The 25,742-nt window shown below is 49.6% G+C and carries 26 protein-coding genes; 17 read left to right on the top strand and 9 right to left on the bottom strand.

Features of this window, described 5'->3' with window-relative positions:
- Positions 1-2: 2 nt before the first annotated feature.
- On the bottom strand, positions 3-1,430 hold the full coding sequence (locus tag FEK43_RS14545) for a J domain-containing protein (RefSeq protein WP_135406193.1): 1,428 nt from the start codon (positions 1,428-1,430) through the stop codon (positions 3-5).
- Complete coding sequence (locus FEK43_RS14540) at positions 1,427-2,134, bottom strand: DUF1266 domain-containing protein (protein ID WP_135406192.1); 708 nt, start codon at positions 2,132-2,134, stop codon at positions 1,427-1,429. The genes FEK43_RS14545 and FEK43_RS14540 overlap by 4 nt, the downstream gene beginning before the upstream one ends.
- A gap of 163 nt (positions 2,135-2,297) precedes the next feature.
- On the opposite strand from FEK43_RS14540, the gene FEK43_RS14535 reads away from it, so the two are divergent.
- Positions 2,298-3,275, top strand: coding sequence for a tetratricopeptide repeat protein (locus FEK43_RS14535; RefSeq protein WP_135406191.1), 978 nt, complete (start codon positions 2,298-2,300; stop codon positions 3,273-3,275).
- 69 nt (positions 3,276-3,344) lie between these two features.
- Here the strand turns inward: FEK43_RS14535 and FEK43_RS14530 are convergent, their stop codons facing one another.
- Positions 3,345-3,827: a zinc ribbon-containing protein gene (locus tag FEK43_RS14530; RefSeq protein ID WP_001044880.1), complete on the bottom strand. Its 483-nt coding sequence runs from the start codon at positions 3,825-3,827 to the stop codon at positions 3,345-3,347.
- 235 nt (positions 3,828-4,062) lie between these two features.
- Between FEK43_RS14530 and leuS the strand changes: the two genes are divergently transcribed.
- From leuS to lipA, 14 genes are all read left to right on the top strand, one after another.
- A complete protein-coding gene (gene leuS / locus FEK43_RS14525) occupies positions 4,063-6,645 on the top strand; it encodes a leucine--tRNA ligase (protein WP_001157890.1) in 2,583 nt (860 codons plus the stop codon).
- Between the two features lie 14 nt (positions 6,646-6,659).
- Positions 6,660-7,238 (top strand): LPS assembly lipoprotein LptE, encoded by a 579-nt coding sequence (gene lptE / locus FEK43_RS14520; protein ID WP_130206491.1) that lies wholly within the window; start codon positions 6,660-6,662, stop codon positions 7,236-7,238.
- Positions 7,238-8,269, top strand: coding sequence for a DNA polymerase III subunit delta (gene holA, locus FEK43_RS14515; protein WP_131161036.1), 1,032 nt, complete (start codon positions 7,238-7,240; stop codon positions 8,267-8,269). Before lptE ends, holA begins: the two co-directional genes overlap by 1 nt.
- Position 8,270: 1 nt before the next feature.
- Positions 8,271-8,912 carry a nicotinate-nucleotide adenylyltransferase gene (nadD, locus tag FEK43_RS14510; protein ID WP_064528967.1) on the top strand — a complete coding sequence of 214 codons (642 nt, stop codon included), beginning with the start codon at positions 8,271-8,273 and terminating at the stop codon, positions 8,910-8,912.
- Positions 8,913-8,935: 23 nt separating this feature from the next.
- Complete coding sequence (locus tag FEK43_RS14505) at positions 8,936-9,547, top strand: adenosylcobalamin/alpha-ribazole phosphatase (RefSeq protein WP_131161051.1); 612 nt, start codon at positions 8,936-8,938, stop codon at positions 9,545-9,547.
- 259 nt (positions 9,548-9,806) lie between these two features.
- The gene (gene rsfS / locus FEK43_RS14500) at positions 9,807-10,124 is read left to right on the top strand and encodes a ribosome silencing factor (RefSeq protein ID WP_001161662.1); all 318 of its coding nucleotides are present in this window, start codon (positions 9,807-9,809) and stop codon (positions 10,122-10,124) included.
- A gap of 3 nt (positions 10,125-10,127) precedes the next feature.
- Positions 10,128-10,595, top strand: coding sequence for a 23S rRNA (pseudouridine(1915)-N(3))-methyltransferase RlmH (gene rlmH, locus FEK43_RS14495; protein ID WP_000776104.1), 468 nt, complete (start codon positions 10,128-10,130; stop codon positions 10,593-10,595).
- 30 nt (positions 10,596-10,625) lie between these two features.
- Positions 10,626-12,527 carry a peptidoglycan DD-transpeptidase MrdA gene (gene mrdA, locus FEK43_RS14490; RefSeq protein ID WP_130219433.1) on the top strand — a complete coding sequence of 634 codons (1,902 nt, stop codon included), beginning with the start codon at positions 10,626-10,628 and terminating at the stop codon, positions 12,525-12,527.
- 2 nt (positions 12,528-12,529) lie between these two features.
- Positions 12,530-13,642, top strand: coding sequence for a peptidoglycan glycosyltransferase MrdB (mrdB, locus tag FEK43_RS14485; RefSeq protein ID WP_000131717.1), 1,113 nt, complete (start codon positions 12,530-12,532; stop codon positions 13,640-13,642).
- Positions 13,643-13,651: 9 nt separating this feature from the next.
- Positions 13,652-14,728 carry an endolytic peptidoglycan transglycosylase RlpA gene (gene rlpA, locus FEK43_RS14480; protein WP_135406190.1) on the top strand — a complete coding sequence of 359 codons (1,077 nt, stop codon included), beginning with the start codon at positions 13,652-13,654 and terminating at the stop codon, positions 14,726-14,728.
- Positions 14,729-14,868: 140 nt separating this feature from the next.
- Positions 14,869-16,080 carry a D-alanyl-D-alanine carboxypeptidase DacA gene (dacA, locus tag FEK43_RS14475; RefSeq protein ID WP_064528971.1) on the top strand — a complete coding sequence of 404 codons (1,212 nt, stop codon included), beginning with the start codon at positions 14,869-14,871 and terminating at the stop codon, positions 16,078-16,080.
- Positions 16,081-16,189: 109 nt separating this feature from the next.
- Positions 16,190-16,453 carry a DUF493 family protein YbeD gene (gene ybeD / locus FEK43_RS14470; RefSeq protein WP_130206481.1) on the top strand — a complete coding sequence of 88 codons (264 nt, stop codon included), beginning with the start codon at positions 16,190-16,192 and terminating at the stop codon, positions 16,451-16,453.
- Positions 16,454-16,552: 99 nt separating this feature from the next.
- Positions 16,553-17,194, top strand: a complete 642-nt coding sequence (gene lipB, locus FEK43_RS14465) for a lipoyl(octanoyl) transferase LipB (protein ID WP_135406189.1) — start codon at positions 16,553-16,555, stop codon at positions 17,192-17,194.
- Between the two features lie 302 nt (positions 17,195-17,496).
- Entirely contained in the window at positions 17,497-18,462 is a 966-nt protein-coding gene (gene lipA, locus FEK43_RS14460) for a lipoyl synthase (protein WP_000042625.1), read from the top strand.
- Between the two features lie 99 nt (positions 18,463-18,561).
- On the opposite strand, the gene tatE is transcribed toward lipA, so the two are convergent.
- Both tatE and FEK43_RS14450 read right to left on the bottom strand, forming a co-directional pair.
- A complete protein-coding gene (gene tatE, locus FEK43_RS14455; protein ID WP_064528973.1) occupies positions 18,562-18,765 on the bottom strand; it encodes a twin-arginine translocase subunit TatE in 204 nt (67 codons plus the stop codon).
- Between the two features lie 128 nt (positions 18,766-18,893).
- Positions 18,894-19,682, bottom strand: coding sequence for a deaminated glutathione amidase (locus FEK43_RS14450; protein ID WP_130206477.1), 789 nt, complete (start codon positions 19,680-19,682; stop codon positions 18,894-18,896).
- A 92-nt stretch (positions 19,683-19,774) separates the two neighbouring features.
- Here FEK43_RS14450 and crcB point away from each other — a divergent pair, with 92 nt between their 5' ends.
- A complete protein-coding gene (gene crcB / locus FEK43_RS14445) occupies positions 19,775-20,158 on the top strand; it encodes a fluoride efflux transporter CrcB (protein ID WP_135406188.1) in 384 nt (127 codons plus the stop codon).
- Between the two features lie 53 nt (positions 20,159-20,211).
- On the opposite strand, the gene cspE is transcribed toward crcB, so the two are convergent.
- Both cspE and pagP read right to left on the bottom strand, forming a co-directional pair.
- Positions 20,212-20,421 carry a transcription antiterminator/RNA stability regulator CspE gene (gene cspE / locus FEK43_RS14440; RefSeq protein WP_000034825.1) on the bottom strand — a complete coding sequence of 70 codons (210 nt, stop codon included), beginning with the start codon at positions 20,419-20,421 and terminating at the stop codon, positions 20,212-20,214.
- A 174-nt stretch (positions 20,422-20,595) separates the two neighbouring features.
- Positions 20,596-21,156 (bottom strand): lipid IV(A) palmitoyltransferase PagP, encoded by a 561-nt coding sequence (pagP, locus tag FEK43_RS14435; protein ID WP_130206473.1) that lies wholly within the window; start codon positions 21,154-21,156, stop codon positions 20,596-20,598.
- 560 nt (positions 21,157-21,716) lie between these two features.
- Between pagP and dcuC the strand changes: the two genes are divergently transcribed.
- Complete coding sequence (gene dcuC, locus FEK43_RS14430) at positions 21,717-23,102, top strand: anaerobic C4-dicarboxylate transporter DcuC (protein WP_130206471.1); 1,386 nt, start codon at positions 21,717-21,719, stop codon at positions 23,100-23,102.
- A gap of 38 nt (positions 23,103-23,140) precedes the next feature.
- Here the strand turns inward: dcuC and dpiA are convergent, their stop codons facing one another.
- Together dpiA and dpiB are read right to left on the bottom strand one after the other, a co-directional pair.
- Complete coding sequence (gene dpiA, locus FEK43_RS14425; RefSeq protein WP_130206469.1) at positions 23,141-23,821, bottom strand: two-component response regulator DpiA; 681 nt, start codon at positions 23,819-23,821, stop codon at positions 23,141-23,143.
- Positions 23,790-25,448, bottom strand: coding sequence for a sensor histidine kinase DpiB (dpiB, locus tag FEK43_RS14420; protein WP_131161034.1), 1,659 nt, complete (start codon positions 25,446-25,448; stop codon positions 23,790-23,792). The genes dpiA and dpiB overlap by 32 nt, the downstream gene beginning before the upstream one ends.
- Positions 25,449-25,742: the final 294 nt, after the last annotated feature.

Genomic DNA, 25,742 nt, shown 5'->3' with positions numbered 1-25,742 from the left:
TGTCACCCGAAGAGATGGAGTATTTTCCCTATCAAACCAGCAAAAATAAAAATATAGAAAATAATTTTAATGATGCCCAGACAGCCCGGCCCACCATCATCAACAGGCATTGGCTGCGGTTGCGGCTCCGGTTCGACGGTTTGCTTCTCGGTAAAATTCGCCGACTGAATTAATAATCGACGAATAATTAATGCTTCCAGTGGGCAACGATCTTCTGCATCAAGACGAGCGACGATCGGCATTAATGATTCTTCTGTAGGCTGGTTCGCCAGCACTAATTGTTTAGCAACTAAATATAATGGCCATAAGGGATGCTCTGTATCACGCGTGAGTGAGATTCGCGGCTTACGCCCTTTGTGCAAAACCATCTCGACCAGAGAACGCCCCAGCGCAGAGAGTTTTTCATGGCTGAGTATTTCGTATAATTGAAAGCGCGTACTGGCGCTGTCGCCAGGAACATAAAGTAGCGGTTTTCCCTGATCGTTAACCAGTTCACGTGCTTCAATCATCATAACCACTAACGGGTAATAATCGACCCGATGCTGACGGCACCATTGCAACATTAAAGCATCCGCCTGGGTTGAGGGATACTCGCGCCAGTAGTCACAAAGTTCTGCCAGCAGGTTTTCGCCTTCTCCACAATAGACGCGTTGCGCGTATTCATAATAACGCGCATCTTCATTATCAGGTTCAGCTTCCCGCCACGACCGAACATAATCCAGGAGTTCGGGTATTCCCACGTGGCTTGAGGTATACCAGCACAGTAAATTTCTGTGCAGTTTTGCATCATCGGGGATAATCACTGCGCGATGTTGCGCTAAATACAGTGTCAGCCATTCTGGATGCGATGACCAAATCCGAGCGAACATTTGGTAAAAATCAATGGTTTCATTTTGCACGGCAACGGACAGATGCAGAATGGTCTGGAAGTTAAAAATATCCCCCTTCGCAATGGCATATAAAAAGGATTCCAGTTCTTCTTCGTCTATTTCCCCAGTGTTTTCCTCCTGCAACCACCGCAATCTTTCAGCTAATAACGCCACGCACTCGAAGGATAAATGGGCAGTGTTCATAGCTATCGCGCACAACAACCAGCGTAATTCATCAATCTCTTCCATCGAGCAATAATTTAATTGCTGAATGAATCGCTGCCAGGCTGAGGGCAGAAAACGTTCGCTATCAGAGGCAAGTAACGCACGAAAGGCGAGCAGAATTTCATGTTCTGCAACTTCATGTTCTTCTGCTTGCCAAACAGATTTAGCAGGCGACTGCGCAATCCGTAGCGCGTCTTCATACGCCTGACGCAGTTGTTTAAAGCCCTGTGGATCGGTTTCTGGATGAAAGGACGGTAACAGCGCCAGATAAGCGCGACGGATAATATCGACGTCAGTCGTTTCCTCTATTTCAAGGATCTTCCAGCAATTTTTCATAGGTCGCTCATATCCTTAAGCGTTTCCGGGCATGAAGGGTAGTCAGCCAGATGTTGCCAGGGTAAGGTCGCGTAATATGCATCGTCACTGGCAACTAATTGATAAAACATATCATTGCCGGAATCGTCGTATTCTTTACGCACTAAGAATTCACGTAATAAAGGCAGATTATCATCCTCGGGAGACTGCCAATAATGTCGACCAAAGGTATAACCGGCAAAGTATTGCCGCCAGTTACTATAATAACGTAGCGCCCGTAAATGAATGCGCGACTGGATCCATAGACTTTCTTCTTCACTCAACCAGTTATTAAGTACGCCCATCCGGCTTAAAAAACCCATCCGGACATAATCCCAGGCTTTGATTCCCCCTTCGCCACAGCATTCGGCGGTGCTGGCGACAAATTGCGCATAAGCCTGACCTTGCTCATTTAATTCAGCAAGATAACCACGCCATTCACATGGCGAATAACGAAACCAGCGGTGATAAAACCCAGCCAACCGTGCAGCATGACCGTTATCGATCATTCGGTGAATTGTGCGCAGTAGGTCATCACGGCCATCAATTCCCCAGGAAGAAGAAAGGTCAAAAAAGCGTGTACCTAAATACATTTTGGGAGATGAATGCGAAGGTAAACAGCATTCATTGCGTATTTCCATCGGAGTGGAAAGTGCAAACAATATTTTTTGCGACTCCATGTCCATATAATTTATCCTTAAATATTCATTCAATGAATATCAACTACATTGCGAGGCTCATTTATTTATACTTTTCTGACACAGCATAATACGCATAAAATAAGGCTTACGCAAAAATGGAACATATAAAAATATAATATGATTTATCTACAACCATAAGGAAATGATAATGATTTTTACGTCAAGTTGCTGCGATAATTTATCAATAGATGAGATTATCGAACGTGCTGAACAAGGCGATAGTGAGGCACAATATATTGTTGGGTTTTATTACAATCGCGATAGTGCAATTGACTCTCCGGACGACGAAAAGGCCTTTTACTGGCTCAAACTTGCCGCTGAACAAGGGCATTGTGAAGCACAATATTCTTTAGGTCGAAAATATAACGAGAATAAAAGCCGCTATAAAGATAATGCGCAAGCTATCTTCTGGTTGAAGAAAGCCGCCTTGCAAGAACAGGCATTAGCAGCCAATTTGCTGGGTTGCATACTCGACGAAGCGGCACCGCCTAACTATGAAGATGCGGTTGAGTGGTATCGGAAGGCAGCAGAGCAGGGGTTGAAATATGCACAAAATAATCTGGGGTTAATGTACCAAAATGGCACTGGGGTGACGCAAGACTATGAACAGGCTTTCTATTGGTACAAACAAGCCGCGCTCCAGGGGCATAATCCCGCACAGGATAACCTTGCTGACCTTTATGAAAAAGGTACAGGTGTTCCCCAAAACAAGACTCTCGCCGCATTCTGGTATTTGAAAAGCGCCCTGCAAGGTAATCAGCACGCCCAATTTCAAATAGCGTGGGATTATGATTTGGGCGAAGGAGTGGACCAGGACTATAAACAAGCGATGTACTGGTATCTGAAGGCTGCCGCTCAGGGAAGCATCGGCGCTTACGTTAACATCGGCTATATGTATAAACATGGGCAAGGCGTTGAGAAAGATTATCAGGCCGCCTTTGAATGGTTTACGAAAGCCGCTGAATGCAATGACGCCACTGCCTGGTATAACCTAGCCATTATGTATCACTACGGAGAAGGAAGACCTGTTGATCTCCGACAGGCTCTCGACCTGTATCGTAAAGTTCAGTCATCCGGTACCAGAGATGTCAGTCAAGAAATCCGTGAGATTGAAGATTTACTGTAGAGATAAAAACAAGGGCCGGGGAATTTCATTCGGCCCAAATTCTCTTTATTGCTGTGCGAAATCAAACTATTACGGCTCGAACGGGCGTCTCTGGAACTGGTCATGACCACATTTCGGGCATAGCGTCAGCACTTCCGGCGTGTAGATCGGGAGATGGAAGTGACATTTCTCGCAGACCAGATTCCCAAGCCCTACCACTTCTCCGCTGTGATAAACCCCGTGATGATTGAGATCCTGGAAAACTTCACGCCATTCAAGCTGCGTTTTATCGGTGATGTCCGCCAGTTCCTGCCAGAGGCTTTCTTTAATCACCCGCATAAAAACGCTGTCGGATTCTTCCTTCAGGCTCTCTTCATAACTCATGGCGAACTCTTCCAGGTCACGTCTGACGGCCCGAGTCAGTTCATCGACCTCGGTCCGCGTTAACTCCCCTGTTTTTATTACACGCTCACGCGCCTGTTCTACCAGTGCATCGATATCGCGTTCGCCATTACGCAGTCGCTCGCTTAATGACGCCACCAGTTCACGGTAATATTGAGCAACCTTGTTCATCATTTCATCTCCCGTGTCGTTAACTGGCTATAATAATAGACGTTATTTACGCTCAACTTTGCAAGACTGCCCACAGAGTGTGTAAATTCGTGCAAGGATTACCGCTGTGCGATTTCAACGTCGAGTGCGCGAAAGGCTGTTTTGACGCGGACGTTTGGGCTATGCTATGCGGATCTGAAAAACCACCTCTAACGCTACTTTTGTAGCCGTAATGAAAACAGGACCACTGGCTGCCATGCAAGAGCAATACCGCCCGGAAGAGATAGAATCCAAAGTACAGCTTCATTGGGATGAGAAGCGCACATTTGAAGTAACCGAAGACGAGAGCAAAGAGAAGTATTACTGCCTGTCTATGCTTCCCTATCCTTCTGGTCGACTACACATGGGCCACGTACGTAACTACACCATCGGTGACGTGATCGCCCGTTACCAGCGCATGCTGGGCAAAAACGTTCTGCAGCCGATCGGCTGGGACGCGTTTGGTCTGCCTGCGGAAGGCGCGGCGGTAAAAAACAACACCGCGCCAGCACCGTGGACGTACGACAACATCGCGTACATGAAAAACCAGCTCAAAATGCTGGGCTTTGGTTATGACTGGAGCCGCGAGCTGGCAACCTGTACGCCAGAATACTACCGTTGGGAACAGAAATTCTTCACCGAGCTGTATAAAAAAGGCCTGGTGTATAAGAAGACCTCTGCGGTCAACTGGTGCCCGAACGACCAGACCGTACTGGCGAACGAACAGGTTATCGACGGCTGCTGCTGGCGCTGCGATACCAAAGTTGAGCGTAAAGAGATCCCGCAGTGGTTTATCAAAATCACCGCTTACGCTGACGAGCTGCTCAACGATCTGGATAAACTCGATCACTGGCCAGACACCGTTAAAACTATGCAGCGTAACTGGATCGGTCGTTCCGAAGGCGTAGAAATCACCTTCAACGTTAACGACTATGACAACACGCTGACTGTTTATACTACTCGCCCGGACACCTTTATGGGTTGTACCTATCTGGCGGTAGCGGCAGGTCATCCGCTGGCGCAGAAAGCGGCGGAAAATAATCCAGAACTGGCAGCCTTTATTGACGAATGCCGTAACACCAAAGTTGCCGAAGCTGAAATGGCAACAATGGAGAAAAAAGGCGTCGATACTGGCTTTAAAGCTGTTCACCCATTAACGGGCGAAGAAATTCCTGTTTGGGCAGCAAACTTCGTATTGATGGAGTACGGCACGGGCGCAGTCATGGCGGTTCCGGGTCACGACCAGCGCGACTACGAGTTTGCCTCTAAATACGGCCTGAACATCAAACCGGTTATCCTGGCGGCTGATGGTTCTGAACCCGATCTTTCTCAGCAGGCACTGACTGAAAAAGGCGTGCTGTTCAACTCTGGCGAGTTCAACGGTCTTGACCATGAAGCGGCCTTCAACGCCATCGCCGATAAACTGACTGCGATGGGCGTTGGCGAGCGTAAAGTGAACTACCGCCTGCGCGACTGGGGTGTTTCCCGTCAGCGTTACTGGGGCGCACCGATTCCGATGGTGACGCTGGAAGACGGCACTGTGATGCCGACCCCGGACGACCAACTGCCGGTGATCCTGCCGGAAGATGTGGTGATGGACGGCATTACCAGCCCGATTAAAGCAGATCCTGAGTGGGCGAAAACCACCGTTAACGGTATGCCAGCGCTGCGTGAAACCGACACTTTCGACACCTTTATGGAGTCCTCCTGGTACTATGCGCGCTACACTTGCCCGGAGTACAAAGAAGGTATGCTGGATTCCGAAGCGGCTAACTACTGGCTGCCGGTGGATATCTACATTGGTGGTATCGAACACGCCATCATGCACCTGCTCTACTTCCGCTTCTTCCACAAACTGATGCGTGATGCAGGCATGGTGAACTCTGACGAACCAGCGAAACAGTTGCTGTGTCAGGGTATGGTGCTGGCAGATGCCTTCTACTATGTTGGCGAAAACGGCGAACGTAACTGGGTTTCCCCGGTTGATGCTATCGTTGAACGTGACGAGAAAGGCCGTATCGTAAAAGCGAAAGACGCGGCAGGCCATGAGCTGGTTTATACCGGCATGAGCAAAATGTCCAAGTCGAAGAACAACGGTATCGACCCGCAGGTGATGGTTGAACGTTACGGCGCGGACACCGTTCGTCTGTTTATGATGTTCGCTTCTCCGGCGGATATGACTCTTGAATGGCAGGAGTCCGGCGTGGAAGGGGCTAACCGCTTCCTGAAACGTGTCTGGAAACTGGTGTACGAGCACACAGCAAAAGGTGATGTTGCGGCACTGAACGTCGATGCACTGACTGAAGATCAGAAAGCGCTGCGTCGCGATGTGCATAAAACAATCGCTAAAGTGACCGATGATATCGGCCGTCGTCAGACCTTCAACACCGCAATTGCGGCGATTATGGAGCTGATGAACAAACTGGCGAAAGCACCGACCGATGGCGAGCAGGATCGCGCCCTGATGCAGGAAGCGCTGCTGGCGGTAGTTCGTATGCTTAACCCGTTCACCCCACACATCTGTTTCACGCTGTGGCAGGAACTGAAAGGCGAAGGCGATATCGACAACGCGCCGTGGCCGGTTGCTGATGAAAAAGCGATGGTGGAAGACTCCACGCTGGTCGTTGTTCAGGTTAACGGTAAAGTCCGTGCCAAAATCACCGTTCCGGTGGATGCAACGGAAGAACAGGTTCGCGAACGTGCTGGCCAGGAACATCTGGTAGCAAAATATCTTGATGGCGTTACCGTGCGTAAAGTGATTTACGTACCGGGTAAACTCCTCAATCTGGTCGTTGGCTAAGCGCGGGAGGAAGCGTGCGATATCTGGCAACATTGTTGTTATCTCTGGCGGTGTTAATCACCGCCGGGTGTGGCTGGCATCTGCGTGATACCACGCAGGTCCCTTCCACTATGAAGGTTATGATCCTGGATTCCGGTGACCCGAACGGGCCGTTAAGCCGTGCAGTGCGTAACCAGTTACGTCTGAACGGTGTCGAGTTGCTCGATAAAGAAACCACGCGTAAGGATGTTCCATCCCTGCGTCTGGGCGCTGTATCAATCTCACAGGATACCGCGTCGGTTTTCCGTAATGGTCAAACTGCGGAATATCAGATGGTGATGACTGTTAGCGCGTCGGTATTGATTCCTGGGCGAGATATCTACCCGATTAGCGCCAAAGTCTTCCGTTCGTTCTTCGATAACCCGCAAATGGCGTTAGCGAAAGATAACGAGCAGGACATGATCATTAAAGAGATGTACGACCGTGCCGCCGAACAGCTTATTCGTAAGCTGCCAAGCATTCGCGCTGCGGACGTCCGTTCCGACGAAGAAACGTCGGCAACAACGGATACCACAGCAACGCCTGCACGCGTCTCCACCACGCTGGGTAACTGATGATTCGGTTGTACCCGGAACAACTCCGCGCGCAGCTCACTGAAGGGCTGCGCGCGGCCTATCTTTTACTTGGTAACGATCCCCTGTTGTTGCAAGAAAGCCAGGACGCCATTCGTCAGGTAGCTGCGGCACAAGGATTCGAAGAACACCACACTTTTTCCATTGATCCCAACACGGACTGGAACGCAATATTTTCGCTATGCCAGGCAATGAGCCTGTTTGCCAGTCGACAAACGCTATTGCTGTTGTTACCAGAAAACGGACCGAATGCGGCGATCAATGAACAACTCCTCACGCTCACCGGATTGCTGCATGACGATCTGCTGTTGATCGTCCGCGGTAATAAATTGAGCAAAGCGCAGGAAAATGCCGCCTGGTTTACCGCGCTTGCAAACCGTAGCGTGCAGGTTACTTGCCAGACCCCAGAACAGGCCCAGCTTCCTCGCTGGGTTGCCGCGCGAGCAAAACAGCTCAATTTAGAACTGGATGACGCGGCGAATCAGGTGCTCTGCTACTGTTATGAAGGAAACCTGCTGGCGCTGGCACAGGCACTGGAGCGTTTATCGCTACTCTGGCCGGATGGCAAACTGACACTGCCGCGCGTTGAGCAAGCGGTGAATGATGCCGCACATTTCACCCCTTTTCATTGGGTTGACGCTTTGTTGAGCGGCAAAAGCAAGCGCGCATTGCATATTCTGCAGCAGCTGCGCCTGGAAGGCAGTGAACCGGTGATTTTGTTGCGTACTTTGCAACGTGAGCTATTGCTACTGGTTAATCTGAAGCGTCAGTCTGCTCATACTCCGCTGCGTACGCTGTTTGACAAGCATCGGGTATGGCAGAACCGTCGTAACATGATTAGCGAAGCGCTAAATCGCCTGAGTCAGCCACAGTTACGTCAGGCTGTACAACTCCTGACACGAACGGAACTTACTCTCAAACAAGATTACGGTCAGTCCGTGTGGGCAGAGCTGGAGGGATTATCTCTTCTTTTGTGTCATAAACCACTGGCAGACGTATTTATCGACGGTTGATATGAAATCTTTACAAGCTCTGTTTGGCGGCACCTTCGACCCGGTGCATTATGGCCATCTAAAACCCGTGGAAACGCTGGCGAATCTGATTGGCCTGACGCGGGTAACGATTATCCCTAACAACGTTCCTCCGCATCGCCCCCAGCCTGAAGCGAACAGCGTGCAGCGAAAACACATGCTTGAACTGGCGATTGCCGACAAGTCGCTGTTTACCCTTGATGAACGCGAGTTAAAGCGTAATGCCCCCTCTTACACGTCGCAGACGTTAAAAGAGTGGCGACAGGAGCAAGGCCCAGATGTGCCGCTGGCGTTTATTATCGGTCAGGACTCGCTGCTGAACTTTCCGACCTGGTATGAATACGAAACGATTCTCGACAATGCACATTTGATAGTCTGTCGACGTCCAGGTTATCCGCTGGAAATGGCACAACCGCAGTACCAGCAGTGGCTGGAAGATCATTTGACGCATAATCCGGAAGATCTGCATCTTCAGCCTGCTGGTAAAATTTATCTCGCCGAAACGCCGTGGTTCAACATCTCGGCGACAATCATCCGCGAACGTTTGCAAAACGGCGAATCTTGTGAGGAATTGTTACCAGAATCGGTACTGACTTACATTAACCAACAAGGCTTGTATCGCTGATATCTGCCGTCACGGAGGGAATGATGCGACTGTGGTTAATTCGTCACGGTGAAACGCAAGCGAATGTCGACGGGTTATACAGCGGTCATGCGCCTACACCACTTACGGAGCGCGGTATCGCGCAGGCGAAAAGCTTGCATACACTGCTACGTGATGTTCCCTTCGATAAGGTTTTATGCAGTGAACTGGAACGGGCGCAGCACACCGCGCGCCTGGTTCTTGATGCCCGTCAACTCCCCATGCAAATCATCCCTGAACTCAACGAAATGTTTTTTGGTGACTGGGAAATGCGGCATCATCGCGAGCTGATGCAAGAAGATGCCGAAAACTATAGTGCCTGGTGCAATGACTGGCAGCATACCGTCCCTACTCGCGGTGAAGGCTTTCAGGCATTTTCACAGCGGATAGAAAGGTTTATTGCCGGACTTGGTGAGTATCAGCAGCACAAAAACATATTAATCGTTAGCCACCAGGGTGTGTTGAGCCTGTTGATTGCCCGCTTAATCGGCATGCCTCCCGAGGCAATGTGGCATTTTCGTGTAGACCAGGGCTGCTGGAGCGTCATTGATATCAATGACGAGTTCGCAACACTACGCGTCCTCAATAGCCGCGCCATCTGGTGCGAAGAAGCATGACTTTTCTGTTTTTTTACAGGTAAGCCGCAACGGACATTGACAGGCCCGGGCAGGCTGATATTCTCCGCAACCTGACTTTTCCGCCATACACGACTTTGTAGAAATTGTTTTACAAAAATGGCGATGCAATCTGTGACGCGGGGTGGGATGATAGCCCACTTTCAAGAGCCGATTTGCTGACATTTGTCCCGAAATCGCCTCTGCTTCAGGTATACTGACAGACCATTTTTATCTTTTTTATTTCACCCAGGGGGAAAACTTGCAGGGTAAAGCACTCCAGGATTTTGTTATCGACAAAATTGATGACCTCAAAGGTCAGGACATCATCGCCTTAGACGTTCAGGGCAAATCCAGTATCACCGACTGTATGATCATCTGTACGGGAACATCCAGCCGTCATGTTATGTCCATTGCTGACCACGTGGTTCAGGAATCTCGCGCTGCGGGTTTATTGCCTCTCGGCGTTGAAGGTGAAAACGGCGCCGACTGGATTGTGGTCGATCTAGGTGATGTGATTGTCCATGTTATGCAGGAAGAGAGCCGTCGCCTGTATGAGCTGGAAAAACTCTGGAGTTAATGCGTGAAGCTGCAACTTGTCGCCGTGGGAACGAAAATGCCGGACTGGGTACAAACCGGTTTTACCGAGTACCTGCGTCGTTTTCCGAAAGATATGCCTTTTGAACTGATTGAAATTCCGGCGGGAAAACGCGGCAAGAACGCGGATATCAAGCGCATACTCGACAAAGAGGGTGAGCAAATGCTGGCTGCCGCAGGTAAAAACCGCATTGTCACCCTAGATATCCCAGGCAAGCCCTGGGACACGCCGCAGTTAGCCGCTGAACTGGAACGCTGGAAGCTGGATGGCCGCGATGTCAGCTTGCTGATTGGCGGGCCGGAAGGGTTATCGCCTGCCTGTAAAGCGGCGGCAGAACAAAGCTGGTCACTTTCGGCGCTTACCCTCCCCCATCCGCTGGTTCGCGTACTGGTCGCAGAGAGTCTGTACCGGGCGTGGAGCATTACCACCAACCATCCTTATCACCGTGAGTGATATGGTAGCCTTAAGTAGAAAACGCAGCGGATGAAATTACAGAACTCTTTTCGCGACTATTCGGCAGAGTCCGCGCTGTTTGTGCGCCGGGCGCTGGTCGCCTTTTTGGGGATTTTGCTGCTAACCGGCGTGCTCATCGCCAACTTGTATAATCTACAAATTGTTCGCTTTACCGATTACCAGACCCGTTCTAATGAAAACCGCATTAAGCTGGTGCCTATCGCCCCCAGCCGCGGCATTATCTACGACCGTAACGGTATCCCTCTGGCACTCAACCGAACTATCTATCAGATAGAGATGATGCCGGAGAAAGTCGATAACGTGCAGCAGACTCTGGACGCCCTGCGCAGCGTGGTTGACCTGACCGATGACGATATCGCCGCGTTTCGAAAGGAGCGTGCACGTTCGCACCGTTTTACCTCTATTCCGGTAAAAACCAACCTGACTGAAGTTCAGGTGGCGCGTTTCGCCGTTAACCAATATCGTTTTCCTGGTGTGGAAGTTAAAGGCTATAAACGTCGTTACTATCCCTATGGCTCAGCGCTGACCCACGTTATCGGTTATGTCTCGAAAATTAACGATAAAGACGTCGAGCGACTGAATAATGACGGCAAACTGGCCAACTATGCCGCAACACATGATATCGGCAAGCTGGGGATTGAACGTTACTACGAAGATGTTCTGCACGGCCAGACGGGTTATGAAGAAGTTGAAGTTAACAACCGCGGTCGCGTCATCCGCCAGTTAAAAGAAGTATCGCCGCAGGCCGGGCATGATATTTACCTGACAATTGATCTCAAGCTCCAGCAGTATATTGAAACACTGCTGGCGGGCAGTCGTGCCGCTGTTGTAGTCACCGATCCGCGTACAGGTGGCGTGCTGGCGCTGGTTTCCACGCCAAGTTACGACCCTAACCTGTTTGTTGACGGTATCTCCAGCAAAGATTATTCCGCGTTGCTGAACGACCCGAACACACCACTGGTGAACCGTGCCACGCAGGGGGTTTATCCGCCAGCGTCGACGGTTAAACCTTATGTGGCGGTTTCGGCATTAAGTGCAGGGGTAATCACCCGTAATACCAGCCTGTTTGATCCTGGATGGTGGCAATTGCCGGGGTCTGAAAAGCGTTATCGTGACTGGAAAAAATGGGGCCACGGTCGCCTGAATGTCACTAAATCGCTGGAAGAGTCAGCAGATACCTTCTTCTATCAGGTTGCCTACGATATGGGCATCGACCGCCTTTCTGAATGGATGGGTAAATTTGGCTACGGTCATTACACCGGTATCGACCTGTCGGAAGAACGTTCCGGTAATATGCCGACCCGCGAATGGAAACAGAAACGCTTTAAAAAACCGTGGTATCAGGGTGACACCATTCCGGTCGGTATCGGTCAGGGGTACTGGACAGCGACCCCTATCCAGATGAACAAAGCACTGATGATCCTGATTAACGACGGTATTGTGAAGGTTCCGCATTTGCTGATGAGCACCGCCGAAAATGGCAAACAAGTGCCATGGGTACAGCCGCATGAACCGCCGGTAGGCGATATTCATTCTGGTTACTGGGAACTGGCGAAAGACGGCATGTTTGGTGTTGCTAACCGTCCTAACGGTACGGCACATAAATACTTTGCCAGCGCGCCCTACAAAATTGCGGCGAAATCCGGTACCGCGCAGGTCTTTGGCCTGAAGGCGAACGAAACCTATAATGCGCACAAAATTGCCGAGCGTCTGCGCGACCACAAACTGATGACCGCGTTTGCGCCGTATAACAATCCGCAAGTCGCTGTCGCTATGATTCTGGAAAACGGCGGGGCTGGCCCGGCGGTCGGTACGCTGATGCGCCAGATCCTCGACCATATTATGCTTGGTGACAACAACACCGATCTGCCTGCAGAAAACCCGGCGGTTACTGCTGCGGAGGACCATTAATCATGACGGATAATCCGAATAAAAAAACATTCTGGGATAAAGTCCATCTTGATCCCACAATGCTACTGATCTTACTGGCATTACTGGTCTACAGCGCCCTGGTAATCTGGAGCGCCAGCGGCCAGGACATCGGCATGATGGAGCGTAAAATCGGCCAGATCGCGATGGGGCTGGTCATTATGGTGGTGATGGCTCAAATTCCGCCGCGCGTTTATGAAGGCTGGGCGCCCTATCTCTATATCATCTGTATTATTTTGCTGGTAGCGGTAGATGCCTTTGGGGCCATCTCCAAAGGCGCTCAACGTTGGCTGGATCTCGGTATCGTTCGTTTCCAGCCCTCGGAAATCGCCAAAATAGCTGTGCCGCTCATGGTGGCTCGCTTTATCAACCGTGACGTTTGCCCGCCGTCGTTAAAAAATACCGCCATCGCGCTGGTGCTGATTTTTATGCCCACGTTGCTGGTGGCAGCGCAGCCTGACCTGGGAACGTCAATCCTCGTTGCGCTTTCCGGTCTGTTTGTACTGTTTCTCTCCGGACTTAGCTGGCGCCTGATTGGCGTTGCAGTGGTACTGGTGGCAGCATTTATCCCAATCTTGTGGTTCTTCCTGATGCATGATTACCAGCGCCAGCGCGTAATGATGCTACTCGACCCGGAATCAGACCCACTTGGCGCGGGCTATCACATTATTCAGTCTAAAATTGCTATTGGCTCCGGCGGATTACGCGGTAAAGGCTGGCTGCACGGTACCCAGTCACAGCTTGAATTTCTGCCCGAACGCCATACCGATTTTATCTTCGCGGTACTGGCGGAAGAGTTGGGATTAGTGGGTATTTTGATTCTGCTTGCTCTCTATATTCTGCTCATCATGCGCGGACTGTGGATTGCAGCCAGAGCACAAACTACCTTTGGTCGCGTCATGGCTGGCGGCTTAATGCTGATATTATTCGTTTATGTCTTCGTAAATATTGGTATGGTAAGCGGTATTCTGCCGGTTGTAGGGGTTCCACTCCCGCTGGTCAGTTATGGAGGATCGGCGCTCATAGTGCTGATGGCTGGGTTTGGGATTGTGATGTCAATCCACACCCACAGGAAAATGTTGTCGAAAAGCGTGTAAGAGGTGCGAATGCGTAAGCAGTGGCTCGGGATCTGCATCGCGGCAGGAATGCTCGCGGCATGTACTAGCGATGATGGTCAGCAACAGACGGTAAGTGTGCCGCAGCCTGCGGTATGTAACGGCCCTATAGTTGAAATTAGCGGGGCGGAACCACGTTTCGAACCACTGAACGCGACGGCAAATCAGGATTATCAGCGCGACGGCAGAAGCTACAAAATCGTGCAGGACCCTTCACGCTTTAGTCAGGCGGGCCTTGCAGCCATTTATGATGCCGAACCTGGCAGCAATCTGACAGCATCTGGCGAAGCATTTGATCCAACGCAGCTGACGGCGGCGCATCCAACGCTCCCCATCCCCAGCTACGCCAGAATCACCAACCTGGCTAATGGGCGGATGATCGTGGTGCGCATTAACGATCGCGGTCCCTACGGCAACGACCGTGTGATTTCACTTTCACGCGCGGCAGCTGACCGTCTTAACACCTCGAACAATACAAAAGTTCGTATCGATCCTATTATCGTCGCCCAGGATGGTTCATTTTCTGGCCCAGGCATGGCTTGTACTACCATTGCCAAACAGACTTACGCCCTGCCTGCGCCGCCCGATTTAAACGGCGGCAGCGGAACAAACTCTATGTCTGTCCCGCAGGGTGATATCCTCCCGGTCAGCAACTCAACGCTGAAAAGCGAAGATCCGACCGGCGCGCCGGTAACCAGCAGCGGCTTCCTCGGCGCGCCGACTACCCTGGCGCCCGGCGTACTGGAAGGCAGCGAACCGACGCCTGCACCACAGCCCGTTGTCTCAGCACCTGCAACAACATCTGCAATGGTGACACCGCAAGCCGCTTCGCAAAGCGCCAGCGGTAACTTTATGGTGCAAGTGGGGGCCGTTAGCGATCAGGCACGCGCGCAACAGTATCAACAGCAACTGGGACAACAGTTCGGCGTACCCGGTCGCGTGACCCAAAACGGCGCGGTCTGGCGTATTCAGCTTGGTCCATTCGCCAACAAAGCTGAAGCCAGTGCCTTACAGCAACGTTTACAAACCGAAGCCCAATTACAGTCATTTATTACCACCGCGCAATAACGTAAGGCAGGCATCTGAAATGTCAATTTCTGTAAATGACGTTAACAAAGTCACGCGGAAAGTCGGATGCCTGGCGGTAGTGCATTTGCTATAGTAGGGCACTTATTTTAAATTCCATCACGGATGTCGTAGTTCAGACCATGAATACCATTTTTTCCGCTCGTATCATGAAGCGCCTGGCGCTCACCACGGCTCTTTGCACAGCCTTTATCTCTGCTGCACATGCCGATGACCTGAATATCAAAACCATGATCCCGGGTGTACCGCAGATCGACGCGGAGTCTTACATCCTGATCGACTATAACTCCGGCAAAGTGCTCGCCGAGCAAAATGCGGATGTCCGTCGCGACCCTGCAAGTCTGACCAAAATGATGACCAGCTACGTTATCGGTCAGGCAATGAAAGCAGGTAAATTCAAAGAATCTGATTTAGTGACCATCGGCAATGACGCCTGGGCCACCGGTAACCCGGTGTTCAGAGGTTCTTCGCTGATGTTCCTCAAACCTGGCATGCAGGTACCGGTTTCTCAGCTTATCCGTGGTATCAACCTGCAATCTGGTAACGATGCTTGTGTTGCCATGGCTGACTTCGCCGCCGGTAGCCAGGATGCTTTCGTTGGTCTGATGAACAGTTACGTTAACGCCCTGGGCCTGAAAAATACCCACTTCCAGACTGTTCACGGTCTGGACGCTGACGGTCAGTACAGCTCCGCGCGTGATATGGCGCTGATCGGTCAGGCCCTGATTCGTGATGTCCCTAACGAATACGCTATCTATAAAGAGAAAGAGTTTACCTTTAACGGTATTCGCCAGCTCAACCGTAACGGCCTGCTATGGGATAACAGCCTGAATGTCGACGGAATCAAAACTGGCCATACTGACAAGGCGGGCTACAACCTTGTCGCCTCCGCAACGGAAGGTCAGATGCGTCTGATCTCCGCAGTCATGGGCGGACGCACGTTCAAAGGCCGTGAAACCGAAAGTAAAAAACTGCTGACCTGGGGCTTCCGTTTCTTCGAAACGGTTAACCCACTGAAAGTTGGCAAAGAGTTCGCCTCTGAACCGGTATGGTTTGGTAATACTGACCGCGCTTCGTTAGGGGTTGATAAAGACGTTTACCTGACCATTCCGCGTGGCCGCATGAAAGACCTGAAAGCCAGCTACGTGCTGAACAGCAGTGAACTGCATGCGCCGCTGCAAAAGAACCAGGTCGTTGGCACCATCAACTTCCAGCTTGATGGCAAAACTATCGAACAACGCCCGCTGGTGGTGTTACAGGAAATTCCGGAAGGTAACTTCTTCGGCAAAATCATTGATTACATTAAATTAATGTTCCATCACTGGTTCGGCTAAAAATTGAACACTTGAAAGTGTAATTTCCGCCCCCATATACTAAGCATCAGTAAAAAACTCCCGCCCTCTGGCGGGAGTTGCTATTTAATTACGTTACGCCGGAGCTGACATGAAAACCAAACTTAACGAACTGCTTGAATTCCCTACTCCTTTTACCTACAAAGTAATGGGGCAGGCGTTACCTGAGCTGGTTGATCAGGTGGTTGAAGTGGTACAGCGCCATGCGCCAGGTGACTACAACCCAACGGTAAAACCAAGCAGCAAAGGCAACTACCACTCGGTATCTATCACTATCAACGCCACTCATATCGAGCAGGTTGAAACTCTGTACGAAGAACTGGGCAAAATCGATATCGTCCGTATGGTTCTGTAATTCGCTTCTCCGTTACCCGGCCTCTGGTCGGGTAACTCCCCTCCCCTCGCTGTGATATAATTTTCCCCACTTTTACTCATTCTCCACGGAGATGCCGTTTTGTATCAGGATAAAATTCTTGTCCGCCAGCTCGGCCTTCAGCCTTACGAGCCTATTTCTCAGGCTATGCATGAATTCACCGATACCCGTGATGAAAATACCCTTGATGAAATCTGGTTTGTTGAACACCATCCTGTATTTACCCAGGGACAAGCAGGTAAAGCGGAACATATTTTAATGCCGGGTGATATTCCGGTGATCCAGAGCGATCGCGGCGGCCAGGTAACTTATCACGGGCCGGGGCAACAGGTGATGTATGTATTGCTTAACCTCAAACGCAGGAAGTTGGGCGTGCGTGAACTGGTGACCTTGCTCGAACAAACGGTAGTGAATACCCTGGCCGAGCTGGATATTGAAGCGCACCCTCGGGCTGATGCTCCAGGTGTCTACGTTGGGGAAAAGAAAATTTGTTCGCTCGGATTGCGTATTCGCCGCGGCTGTTCATTCCACGGTCTGGCATTAAACGTCAATATGGATCTTTCGCCATTTTTACGTATCAACCCTTGTGGTTATGCCGGGATGGAAATGGCAAAAATATCGCAATGGAAACCTGATGCGACCACCGATAATATTGCACCACGCTTACTGGCAAATATTTTAGCGCTACTCAAAAATCCTGACGTAGAATATATCCCTGCTTAATTCCCCCTCATAAACGACCCAAATCATATTGGGTCATTGTAGTCAGCGTGTTCCAATACTTCGCGGGGAACCGATGCTATCGAATGTGTTTTGAAAAAGTATCGTTACATAGAGTTCACAGCGTCGAACGATAAAATGGCACAAACCAACAACAATTTTACATTTTCGCGACCGCTTTGGCTGCTTTCTGGGCCGTTTCAATGATATACTGCCAGTCGTTAATTCAAAAATAGTTGATAATTACAACAATCCATTGAATTGAAACGCTTTCCTTCGTAATTCGCAACTGGAACACGCACGCTATGAGTAAACCCATTGTGATGGAACGCGGTGTTAAATACCGCGATGCCGATAAGATGGCCCTTATCCCGGTTAAAAACGTGGCAACAGAGCGCGAAGCCCTGCTGCGCAAGCCGGAATGGATGAAAATCAAGCTTCCCGCGGACTCTACACGTATCCAGGGCATCAAAGCCGCAATGCGCAAAAATGGCCTGCATTCTGTCTGTGAGGAAGCCTCCTGCCCTAACCTGGCAGAATGCTTCAACCACGGCACAGCAACGTTTATGATCCTCGGCGCCATTTGTACCCGCCGTTGTCCGTTCTGTGACGTTGCCCACGGTCGCCCGGTCGCCCCGGATGCCAACGAGCCGGTAAAACTGGCACAGACCATTGCTGATATGGCGCTGCGTTATGTGGTTATCACCTCCGTTGACCGCGATGACCTGCGCGATGGCGGAGCCCAGCACTTTGCGGATTGCATTACTGCCATCCGGGAAAAAAGCCCGGAAATCAAAATTGAAACTCTGGTGCCGGATTTCCGTGGTCGTATGGATCGTGCGCTGGATATTCTGACCGCCACGCCGCCAGATGTATTCAACCACAACCTGGAAAACGTACCGCGTATTTACCGTCAGGTACGCCCGGGCGCAGATTACAACTGGTCGCTAAAACTATTGGAACGCTTTAAAGAAGCGCATCCGGAGATCCCGACCAAATCCGGTTTGATGGTGGGACTGGGTGAAACCAATGAAGAGATTATTGAAGTCATGCGCGATCTGCGCCGCCATGGTGTAACCATGTTGACACTGGGGCAATATCTGCAGCCAAGCCGCCATCACCTGCCGGTACAACGCTACGTTAGCCCGGATGAGTTTGATGAAATGAAGGCCGAAGCGCTGGCGATGGGCTTTACCCATGCTGCATGCGGTCCGTTTGTCCGCTCTTCGTATCACGCCGACTTGCAGGCGAAAGGGATGGAAGTTAAGTAATCGTGTAATAATTGCTTACATCTGTCTGATAAAAAACCCGCTATCTGAAGCGGGTTTTTTTATCGAACAAGATATTGAGGGAGCGTCCTGCTCGCCACGTCACTCTTTATGAGAGAGCTTTTCAGCCTGAATATCAACGTCTGCGCCTTTTTTAGCCGCAGCGTCATCATCATTCATCGCTTTCTTGAACCCTTTAATGGCCGCTCCCAGGTCTCCGCCCAGCGTACGTAACTTCTTAGTCCCAAACAGCAGAACGACCAGCGCCGCAACTACCAGCAGTTTGGTAATACTAATCTCACCCATAGATACCTTCTTGACATAAAACTGGCAACAGAACGCGCCTTAAAAACCAGAGAATATTAACGGTCATTCGACGCGCGCACACAATAGCAATCTGTAACAAGGTGAATCAAGCACCGAGTAAAAAAACATCATAATAATTGCGGCGGCGCAAAGCGACGGTTGTTTAAGACGGGAAGTTGCGCGCGCACCTGACGCACACGTTCGGGCGTCACTTCCGCCATAATGAGCGCTGGCATTTCTGCCGCTGCTGCAATGGTGATGCCAAAGGGATCTATAATCCGGCTTTGCCCGATATTTTTGTTCCCGCACTCCCCCGCTGCCACCATATAACAGGTGGTATCCAGAGCACGAGCGGCTAGCAAGGTTGACCAGTGGTGCTCTTTGAGTGGCCCGCGAACCCAGGCCGCTGGCAGGATCAGGATTTCCGCGCCCTGTAATGCCAGGGCTAATGCCAACTCTGGAAAACGTAAATCATAGCAGGTCATCAGCCCCACTTTCATGCCTTCAACCTCCAGTAAAGGGGCTATTTCATCACCTGCATCCACATGGCGCGATTCCTGAATGGCAAACGCATCATAGAGATGCAATTTGGCATAATGGGCGACAATTTTCCCCGCCTGCAGCGCCACCAGCATATTCCACGCGCGCCCAGGGGTTGAGGGAACATGAATCGTCAGAATCGTCGTCATCATGTTACGTTTACTTTCCCGCAGTAAACGTCCGAGGAATTCCCCTTCCAGCAACTGTGCCGATTTAACTGACAAATTCGGGTCAAGATCGTCGCGCGCCAGAAGCGCTTCCGGCAGGACAAACAGCGATACGTCGTTTTCCGCCGCCTGTGCCATTAACGAAGCGCAAATCTCAGCGTTCTTTTCCCATATTGATGTAACAGCAAATTGTCCTGCGGCAACCAGCATTGCCACCTCCTGTCAGAGTTGTAAAATTCGCCAACGACGAATATTCGGCGTTAAACTTATCACTCATACAAATCAAATAGCAGGATTTAGCTGTGTTACAACTCCTTTTAGCAGTTTTTATTGGTGGTGGTACGGGAAGCGTGGCGAGATGGATGTTAAGTATGCGGTTTAACCCACTGCACCAGGCTATTCCACTCGGAACTCTGGCAGCAAACCTGATTGGGGCATTTATCATAGGAATGGGGTTTGCCTGGTTTAGCCGCATGACTAATATCGATCCGGTGTGGAAAGTATTAATCACCACTGGTTTTTGTGGCGGGCTAACGACCTTCTCAACATTTTCGGCAGAAGTGGTGTTTTTATTGCAGGAGGGGCGTTTTGGCTGGGCGCTACTGAACGTCTTCGTTAACCTGTTAGGTTCCTTTGCCATGACCGCAGTGGCTTTTTGGCTATTTTCAGCATCAACCGCACACTGAAGACCAAAAAAAACCCGCTGAATAAGCGGGTTTTGAATTCTTGCTGACGTATCTTACAGAGCGATTACGTTTGCAGCAGAAGGGCCTTTGGCACCGTTAGTGATTTCGAACTCTACGCGCTGACCTTCAGCAAGAGTTTTAAAACCATTAGTCTGGATTGCAGAGAAGTGTACGAACACATCTTTGCTGCCGTCTTCCGGAGTAATGAAACCGAATCCTTTGGACTCATTAAACCACTTAACGTTACCTTTAATCTTAGACATCAAAATTACCTTTACATGAAAAATAGACACAAATGCTGTGTCGGTTACCAGTACACCAATTGTGGTACGCTTTGTCCAGTGCAACTTTACTAAAAAGTGATAAAAGTCGCGTTATTTTTGATGTTAATTTCATTACATGCTGATTTTTAAGGATTTTATTAAAACGTGACTTGTCTAAAACTGAAACCGTATCCAGGCAAAGTAAACATTGCCATTGTTGTAAGTGCCAGGGATATAGGTCATCTGAAAAGTCGCAGGGCCATAGCCCACAGAAGCCAATGGCAGTATCAGCGGAACAGGTATGTAGTTCCAGTTATCACGCGCCGTCACACCAGCGGTGAATCCCAGACCGACATGAAAGTTTTCATCGGCAAGCGGTCGCCAGGTACTTTCCCAACCGTATCCGGCAATGGGCTCCCATTTATTCCACGAATCCTTAAACGCCATCGCGTACAAACCGTGCCAGTTGCCTTTCTCATCCCAACGTGACTGACCAAAACCGCCCCCCCACGGTCTTTCGTTATAGCGATCGGTTTTTTCTTTGTCATAAGCGAAACGTGCATGCCAGGTAATGGCGGGAATATACAGATCATAATGTTCTGGCCGCTGCCAGGTTTCTGCGACATTATCTTTAAATGTCGCAATCCATTGCTCTGCACTAGCAGAAACTTCTTCAATGCTGATTAACTGAATAAAAGTAAAGGAAAATACGGTAACACATTTACTAGCGCCCATTAGCAACCACAGAAAACTTATCAAAAATATATTACCAGCATAGCCAAAGAAAAATAAATACAACCTTAACAAGGCAAACATAAAGAATAATCCGAGCGCCTGAAAAATTTATTTCATGAAATTTGCTAATAAAACCATCGGATTATTCCGGAGACTAAGAAATATTTTCAGCTAAAGAACAACTCATACAAATAAAAGTCACACCCATAAAAACATTTATCATTCACTTATTTTTCAATTAGATACAATAAAGCCATCAATAAAATCATTGTTTGGATTGCCACATGATACGCATACAAGATTATTTTTTGGACGTACAAAATACCATAAAACAATTAACAAAATTGCATCAACTATTCATCAGTTTATAAACATCATTATGTTGTATTTACTCCCCCTAAAATAAATTTTGTTATCCAGGTATAAAAACAGCAACATCAATGTCTTAATGACAGCTTTCTTGATTTCAATCAGCACCTGATGTCAATTTATTCGGCATATTTTTTCTTATTTTAGGATTTTTTTATTATTTATTGTAGATTCTGGAGACAGGAAAGAATATGCAGACATTTATTGAACTCCTTATTGGGGTTGTCGTTATTGTGGGTGTAGCTCGCTACATCATTAAAGGGTATTCCGCCACCGGGGTGCTATTTGTTGGCGGCCTGCTACTGCTGATCATCAGCGCTATAATGGGACACAAAGTTTTACCTTCCAGCCAGACTTCCACTGGCTACAGCGCCACAGATATCGTTGAATACATTAAAATATTACTGATGAGCCGTGGCGGCGATCTCGGCATGATGATCATGATGCTGTGTGGCTTTGCCGCTTATATGACCCACATCGGCGCGAACGATATGGTTGTCAAACTGGCATCAAAACCGCTGCAGTACATTAACTCCCCTTACCTGCTGATGATTGCCGCCTACTTTGTCGCCTGTCTGATGTCACTGGCAGTCTCTTCCGCAACCGGTCTTGGCGTTTTACTGATGGCAACGTTGTTCCCGGTGATGGTGAACGTTGGTATCAGTCGCGGCGCGGCAGCTGCCATTTGTGCCTCACCAGCAGCAATTATTCTCGCACCAACATCTGGTGATGTGGTGCTGGCAGCACAGGCTTCTGAAATGCCGCTGATTGATTTCGCCTTCAAAACAACACTTCCTATCTCAATTGCCGCGATTATCGGCATGGCGATTGCCCACTTTTTCTGGCAGCGTTATCTGGACAAAAAAGAGCACATCTCTCATGAAATGTTAGATGTCAGCGAAATCACAACCACCGCGCCTGCGTTTTACGCCATTCTGCCGTTTACACCGATCATTGGCGTGCTATTTTTTGACGGTAAATGGGGTCCGCAATTGCACATCATCACCATTCTGGTGATCTGTATGCTGATTGCCTCTGTTCTGGAATTTCTTCGCGGCTTTAATACGCAAAAAGTCTTTTCGGGCCTCGAGGTGGCTTACCGCGGCATGGCTGATGCCTTCGCTAACGTAGTAATGTTATTAGTTGCCGCAGGGGTTTTCGCTCAGGGCCTTAGCACCATCGGCTTTATCCAGAGCCTGATCTCAATCGCCACCTCGTTCGGTTCGGCGAGCATAATCCTGATGCTGGTGCTGGTTATCCTGACAATGCTGGCAGCAGTCACCACGGGTTCCGGCAATGCGCCTTTCTACGCCTTTGTTGAGATGATCCCGAAACTGGCACACTCTTCCGGCATTAACCCGGCGTACCTGACAATCCCGATGCTGCAGGCGTCAAACCTGGGGCGCACGCTTTCGCCAGTCTCTGGCGTGGTGGTTGCCGTTGCCGGGATGGCTAAAATATCACCTTTTGAAGTGGTTAAACGCACCTCGGTGCCGGTGCTTGTTGGGCTGGTGATTGTCATTGTGGCAACAGAGTTGATGGTGCCCGGTACTACCGCCGCGGTTGCTGGTAAGTAATTTCCCAGGCCGGAGGAGCGCGTCCTCCGGCACTCTCTTCATCCGCTGTGGTAAATGCGCTGCGGCCGACCGACTTTGCCGTGAACAATCTCGGCGATGATCAGATGTCGGCTGGCGCAATATTCAAGATAACGTCTCGCGGTGGTGCGGCTTATGGTCAAAGCCTGCGCTACTGTCTCAGCCGTATGTTGCACACCAGGCTCCTTGAACAGTTTTCTCACTGCGTTTAGCGTCAACGCGTCAATGCCAGTTGGCAGCTCATCCTTTGGTTCACCGCGAGCGTAAGCGTTGAACATCTCATCAATTTGCTTCTGACTGGCGCTATCAATGCTTTCCAGCATGTGTCTACGCTGGCGATAACGAGTTAATGTCTGCCCCAGACGCTCATAAGCGATTGGCTTGATTAAATAATCAAACACACCGCAGCGCACAGCCTCAGATACCGTTTCCATATCGCTGGCGGCAGTGGTAAACACCACGTCGCCGGGGTAATGCGTCTGCACCAACTCATGCAACAAATTAATGCCTCTACCATCAGGGAGATAGTTATCCAGCAAGATAAGCCCCGGCTTAAAACGCTCGATCATCATTCGGGCCTGCGCCAGGTTTCCCGCCAGCAATATCTGACTGAAGCCGGGAATGTGACGAATATATTCCGCATGCATTTCTGCCAACGGTGTTTCGTCCTCAACGATCAATAGGGTTAATGGAGCTGTCATCAGGTTTCACTTTCGGAATATAGATTGAAAATAAAGTACCGCAGGGATCATTCTCTTCGAGAGTGATAACACCACCGCAGCGCGTTACATAGCTGGCAATAAGATACAACCCAATGCCATGCTCACCGGGTTCATCAGCACGCGTACTGACGCCCTGCTCAAATATTTTGTCGCGAAGAGACTCTGGAATGCCGCAGCCCTGATCGGCCACTTCAATTACCACGTCGTCGCCTTCATCGCTCAGGTATAATTCGACTGTCTTATTCCCTTCATCACTATGCAGACTGGCTTCGAAGGCATTATCGAGTAAGTTGCCCACTATCGCCGCAAATTCAGTGCTGTCCAGCCCTTGCGGCAGTTGTGAAAGTTGGCTGCCTGGAACAATCGTCATTTTTAGCCCCAGCTCCCGGGCGCGCTGCACTTTACCAAAAAGAAGCCCCGCCACCTGGCGGTCGGCAAATGCTTCACGCAGACTATCAATAAGTTGCTGCTGAGCCCGGGACTCCCCCTGAACCATCGCCAGCACACGATCATACTCTTTCATCTGCAACAGACCATTGAGCGTAGACATCCAATTGAGATGTTCATGACGTAGTGTGCGCAGGCTTTCGACATATTGTTTAATTTGCGTCAGTTGCGCATTAAGGGTAGATATTTCGTCTTTACTACGAAAACTAATAATTGCACCTAGCAAATCATCACCAGAACGAATAGCTTCGCGGTTAGCAATAACGCTCAGACCATTAAAATTCGCCACCACATCCTGACGTTTTTCATCAATTTGTTCGGTAAAAAAATCAGCCGGTCTGACAACCTCTGCAATAGGTCTGCCCAGCCACTGCCGTCCGGGAGAACTCAGCCCCAACATTTTTCTTGCGTTGCGGTTGATGGCAGTAATATGCCCATACGGGTCCACCGCAATCAGCCCTTCATAAACCGAACTAAAAAGCGCCTCTTGCTGGCGGACCACGCGCGCAATCTGCTTTGGTTCCATCCCCATCATCTGGCGGCGGATATGCGCAGCTAAGAACCACGACAGCAGCATCAGAATGCCTAACAGCACGACAAACACGCCCACCATCGGTAATAAAAACTCTGCCCGCCAGCTATCGATTTTACTCACCAGATACCCCACCGACACCACGCCAATGACTTTGCCATCGTCATCAAAGATCGGCGTTTTGGCGCGCATTGCCATACCTATCGACCCTTTGCCGGTGATGAAGTAACTCTCCCCTCTTTCCAGCGCTCCCGGTTTGGTAAACTGCATGGGGTAACCAATCTTTTCCGGATTAGGATGGTAAAGGCGGATCGAATCCCGGTCACCAATCACCACATAATCGAAGTCGGTGTCTCTTTGCAATTTGTTGGCGATAGTCGCCAGCCGTTTGTAGTCACGCATTTTCACTGCGGTGATGATACTGTCATTGGAGGCAATAATTTTCGCCTGATTCATTGCCATGTCACGAACATGAAGCGTTAAATAGTCCTCAAAGCTGGCCGTAAAATATTGCGCCAACGCAGCGATGACAAATATCGAGAACACCAAAATCAGCAAAAAAATACGCAACGGGAACGCCAGTCGTTGGAAAAAAGCAAACTGTTTATTCTCATTAAACTGCAACATTGTTTTCCTTGCGGGGTAAGCCCTGTTTTTTGGCGGATGTAATTAAAATGTTGAATCTCGATTTATAAATATCAAATATGATCGTGACAAATTTCATTCATTAAATCAATTAAATCAATTAAACCTACGGGTCAATTCGTAATTACATTAATTAAAAAACTTAAAACCATTAAATAAATAAAAAACCACTAACTCTATGTGAAATAAATCAAAATTTCACGATGCAATACTCCTTAGGATGTATGGCGAAAGGAGAAACAGAAATACCTCACTCACAACCCTTTCTCTCAACTG

This window comes from Escherichia sp. E2562 (assembly GCF_005781075.1).
In the GTDB taxonomy this organism is placed as follows: Bacteria; Pseudomonadota; Gammaproteobacteria; order Enterobacterales; family Enterobacteriaceae; genus Escherichia.
This window is presented reverse-complemented; position numbering and strand designations above follow the sequence as displayed.

Coding starts and splice junctions, on each gene's coding strand:
- dacA (WP_064528971.1), top strand. CDS start 14,869: ATGAATACCATTTTTTCCGCTCGTATCATGAAGCGCCTGGCGCTCACC.
- holA (WP_131161036.1), top strand. CDS start 7,238: ATGATTCGGTTGTACCCGGAACAACTCCGCGCGCAGCTCACTGAAGGG.
- FEK43_RS14450 (WP_130206477.1), bottom strand. CDS start 19,682: ATGCTGGTTGCCGCAGGACAATTTGCTGTTACATCAATATGGGAAAAG.
- leuS (WP_001157890.1), top strand. CDS start 4,063: ATGCAAGAGCAATACCGCCCGGAAGAGATAGAATCCAAAGTACAGCTT.
- lipA (WP_000042625.1), top strand. CDS start 17,497: ATGAGTAAACCCATTGTGATGGAACGCGGTGTTAAATACCGCGATGCC.
- FEK43_RS14505 (WP_131161051.1), top strand. CDS start 8,936: ATGCGACTGTGGTTAATTCGTCACGGTGAAACGCAAGCGAATGTCGAC.
- FEK43_RS14540 (WP_135406192.1), bottom strand. CDS start 2,134: ATGGACATGGAGTCGCAAAAAATATTGTTTGCACTTTCCACTCCGATG.
- dpiB (WP_131161034.1), bottom strand. CDS start 25,448: ATGTTGCAGTTTAATGAGAATAAACAGTTTGCTTTTTTCCAACGACTG.
- FEK43_RS14530 (WP_001044880.1), bottom strand. CDS start 3,827: ATGAACAAGGTTGCTCAATATTACCGTGAACTGGTGGCGTCATTAAGC.
- dpiA (WP_130206469.1), bottom strand. CDS start 23,821: ATGACAGCTCCATTAACCCTATTGATCGTTGAGGACGAAACACCGTTG.
- nadD (WP_064528967.1), top strand. CDS start 8,271: ATGAAATCTTTACAAGCTCTGTTTGGCGGCACCTTCGACCCGGTGCAT.
- tatE (WP_064528973.1), bottom strand. CDS start 18,765: ATGGGTGAGATTAGTATTACCAAACTGCTGGTAGTTGCGGCGCTGGTC.
- pagP (WP_130206473.1), bottom strand. CDS start 21,156: ATGGGCGCTAGTAAATGTGTTACCGTATTTTCCTTTACTTTTATTCAG.
- cspE (WP_000034825.1), bottom strand. CDS start 20,421: ATGTCTAAGATTAAAGGTAACGTTAAGTGGTTTAATGAGTCCAAAGGA.
- FEK43_RS14535 (WP_135406191.1), top strand. CDS start 2,298: ATGATTTTTACGTCAAGTTGCTGCGATAATTTATCAATAGATGAGATT.
- ybeD (WP_130206481.1), top strand. CDS start 16,190: ATGAAAACCAAACTTAACGAACTGCTTGAATTCCCTACTCCTTTTACC.
- rlpA (WP_135406190.1), top strand. CDS start 13,652: ATGCGTAAGCAGTGGCTCGGGATCTGCATCGCGGCAGGAATGCTCGCG.
- mrdA (WP_130219433.1), top strand. CDS start 10,626: ATGAAATTACAGAACTCTTTTCGCGACTATTCGGCAGAGTCCGCGCTG.
- dcuC (WP_130206471.1), top strand. CDS start 21,717: ATGCAGACATTTATTGAACTCCTTATTGGGGTTGTCGTTATTGTGGGT.
- mrdB (WP_000131717.1), top strand. CDS start 12,530: ATGACGGATAATCCGAATAAAAAAACATTCTGGGATAAAGTCCATCTT.
- FEK43_RS14545 (WP_135406193.1), bottom strand. CDS start 1,430: ATGAAAAATTGCTGGAAGATCCTTGAAATAGAGGAAACGACTGACGTC.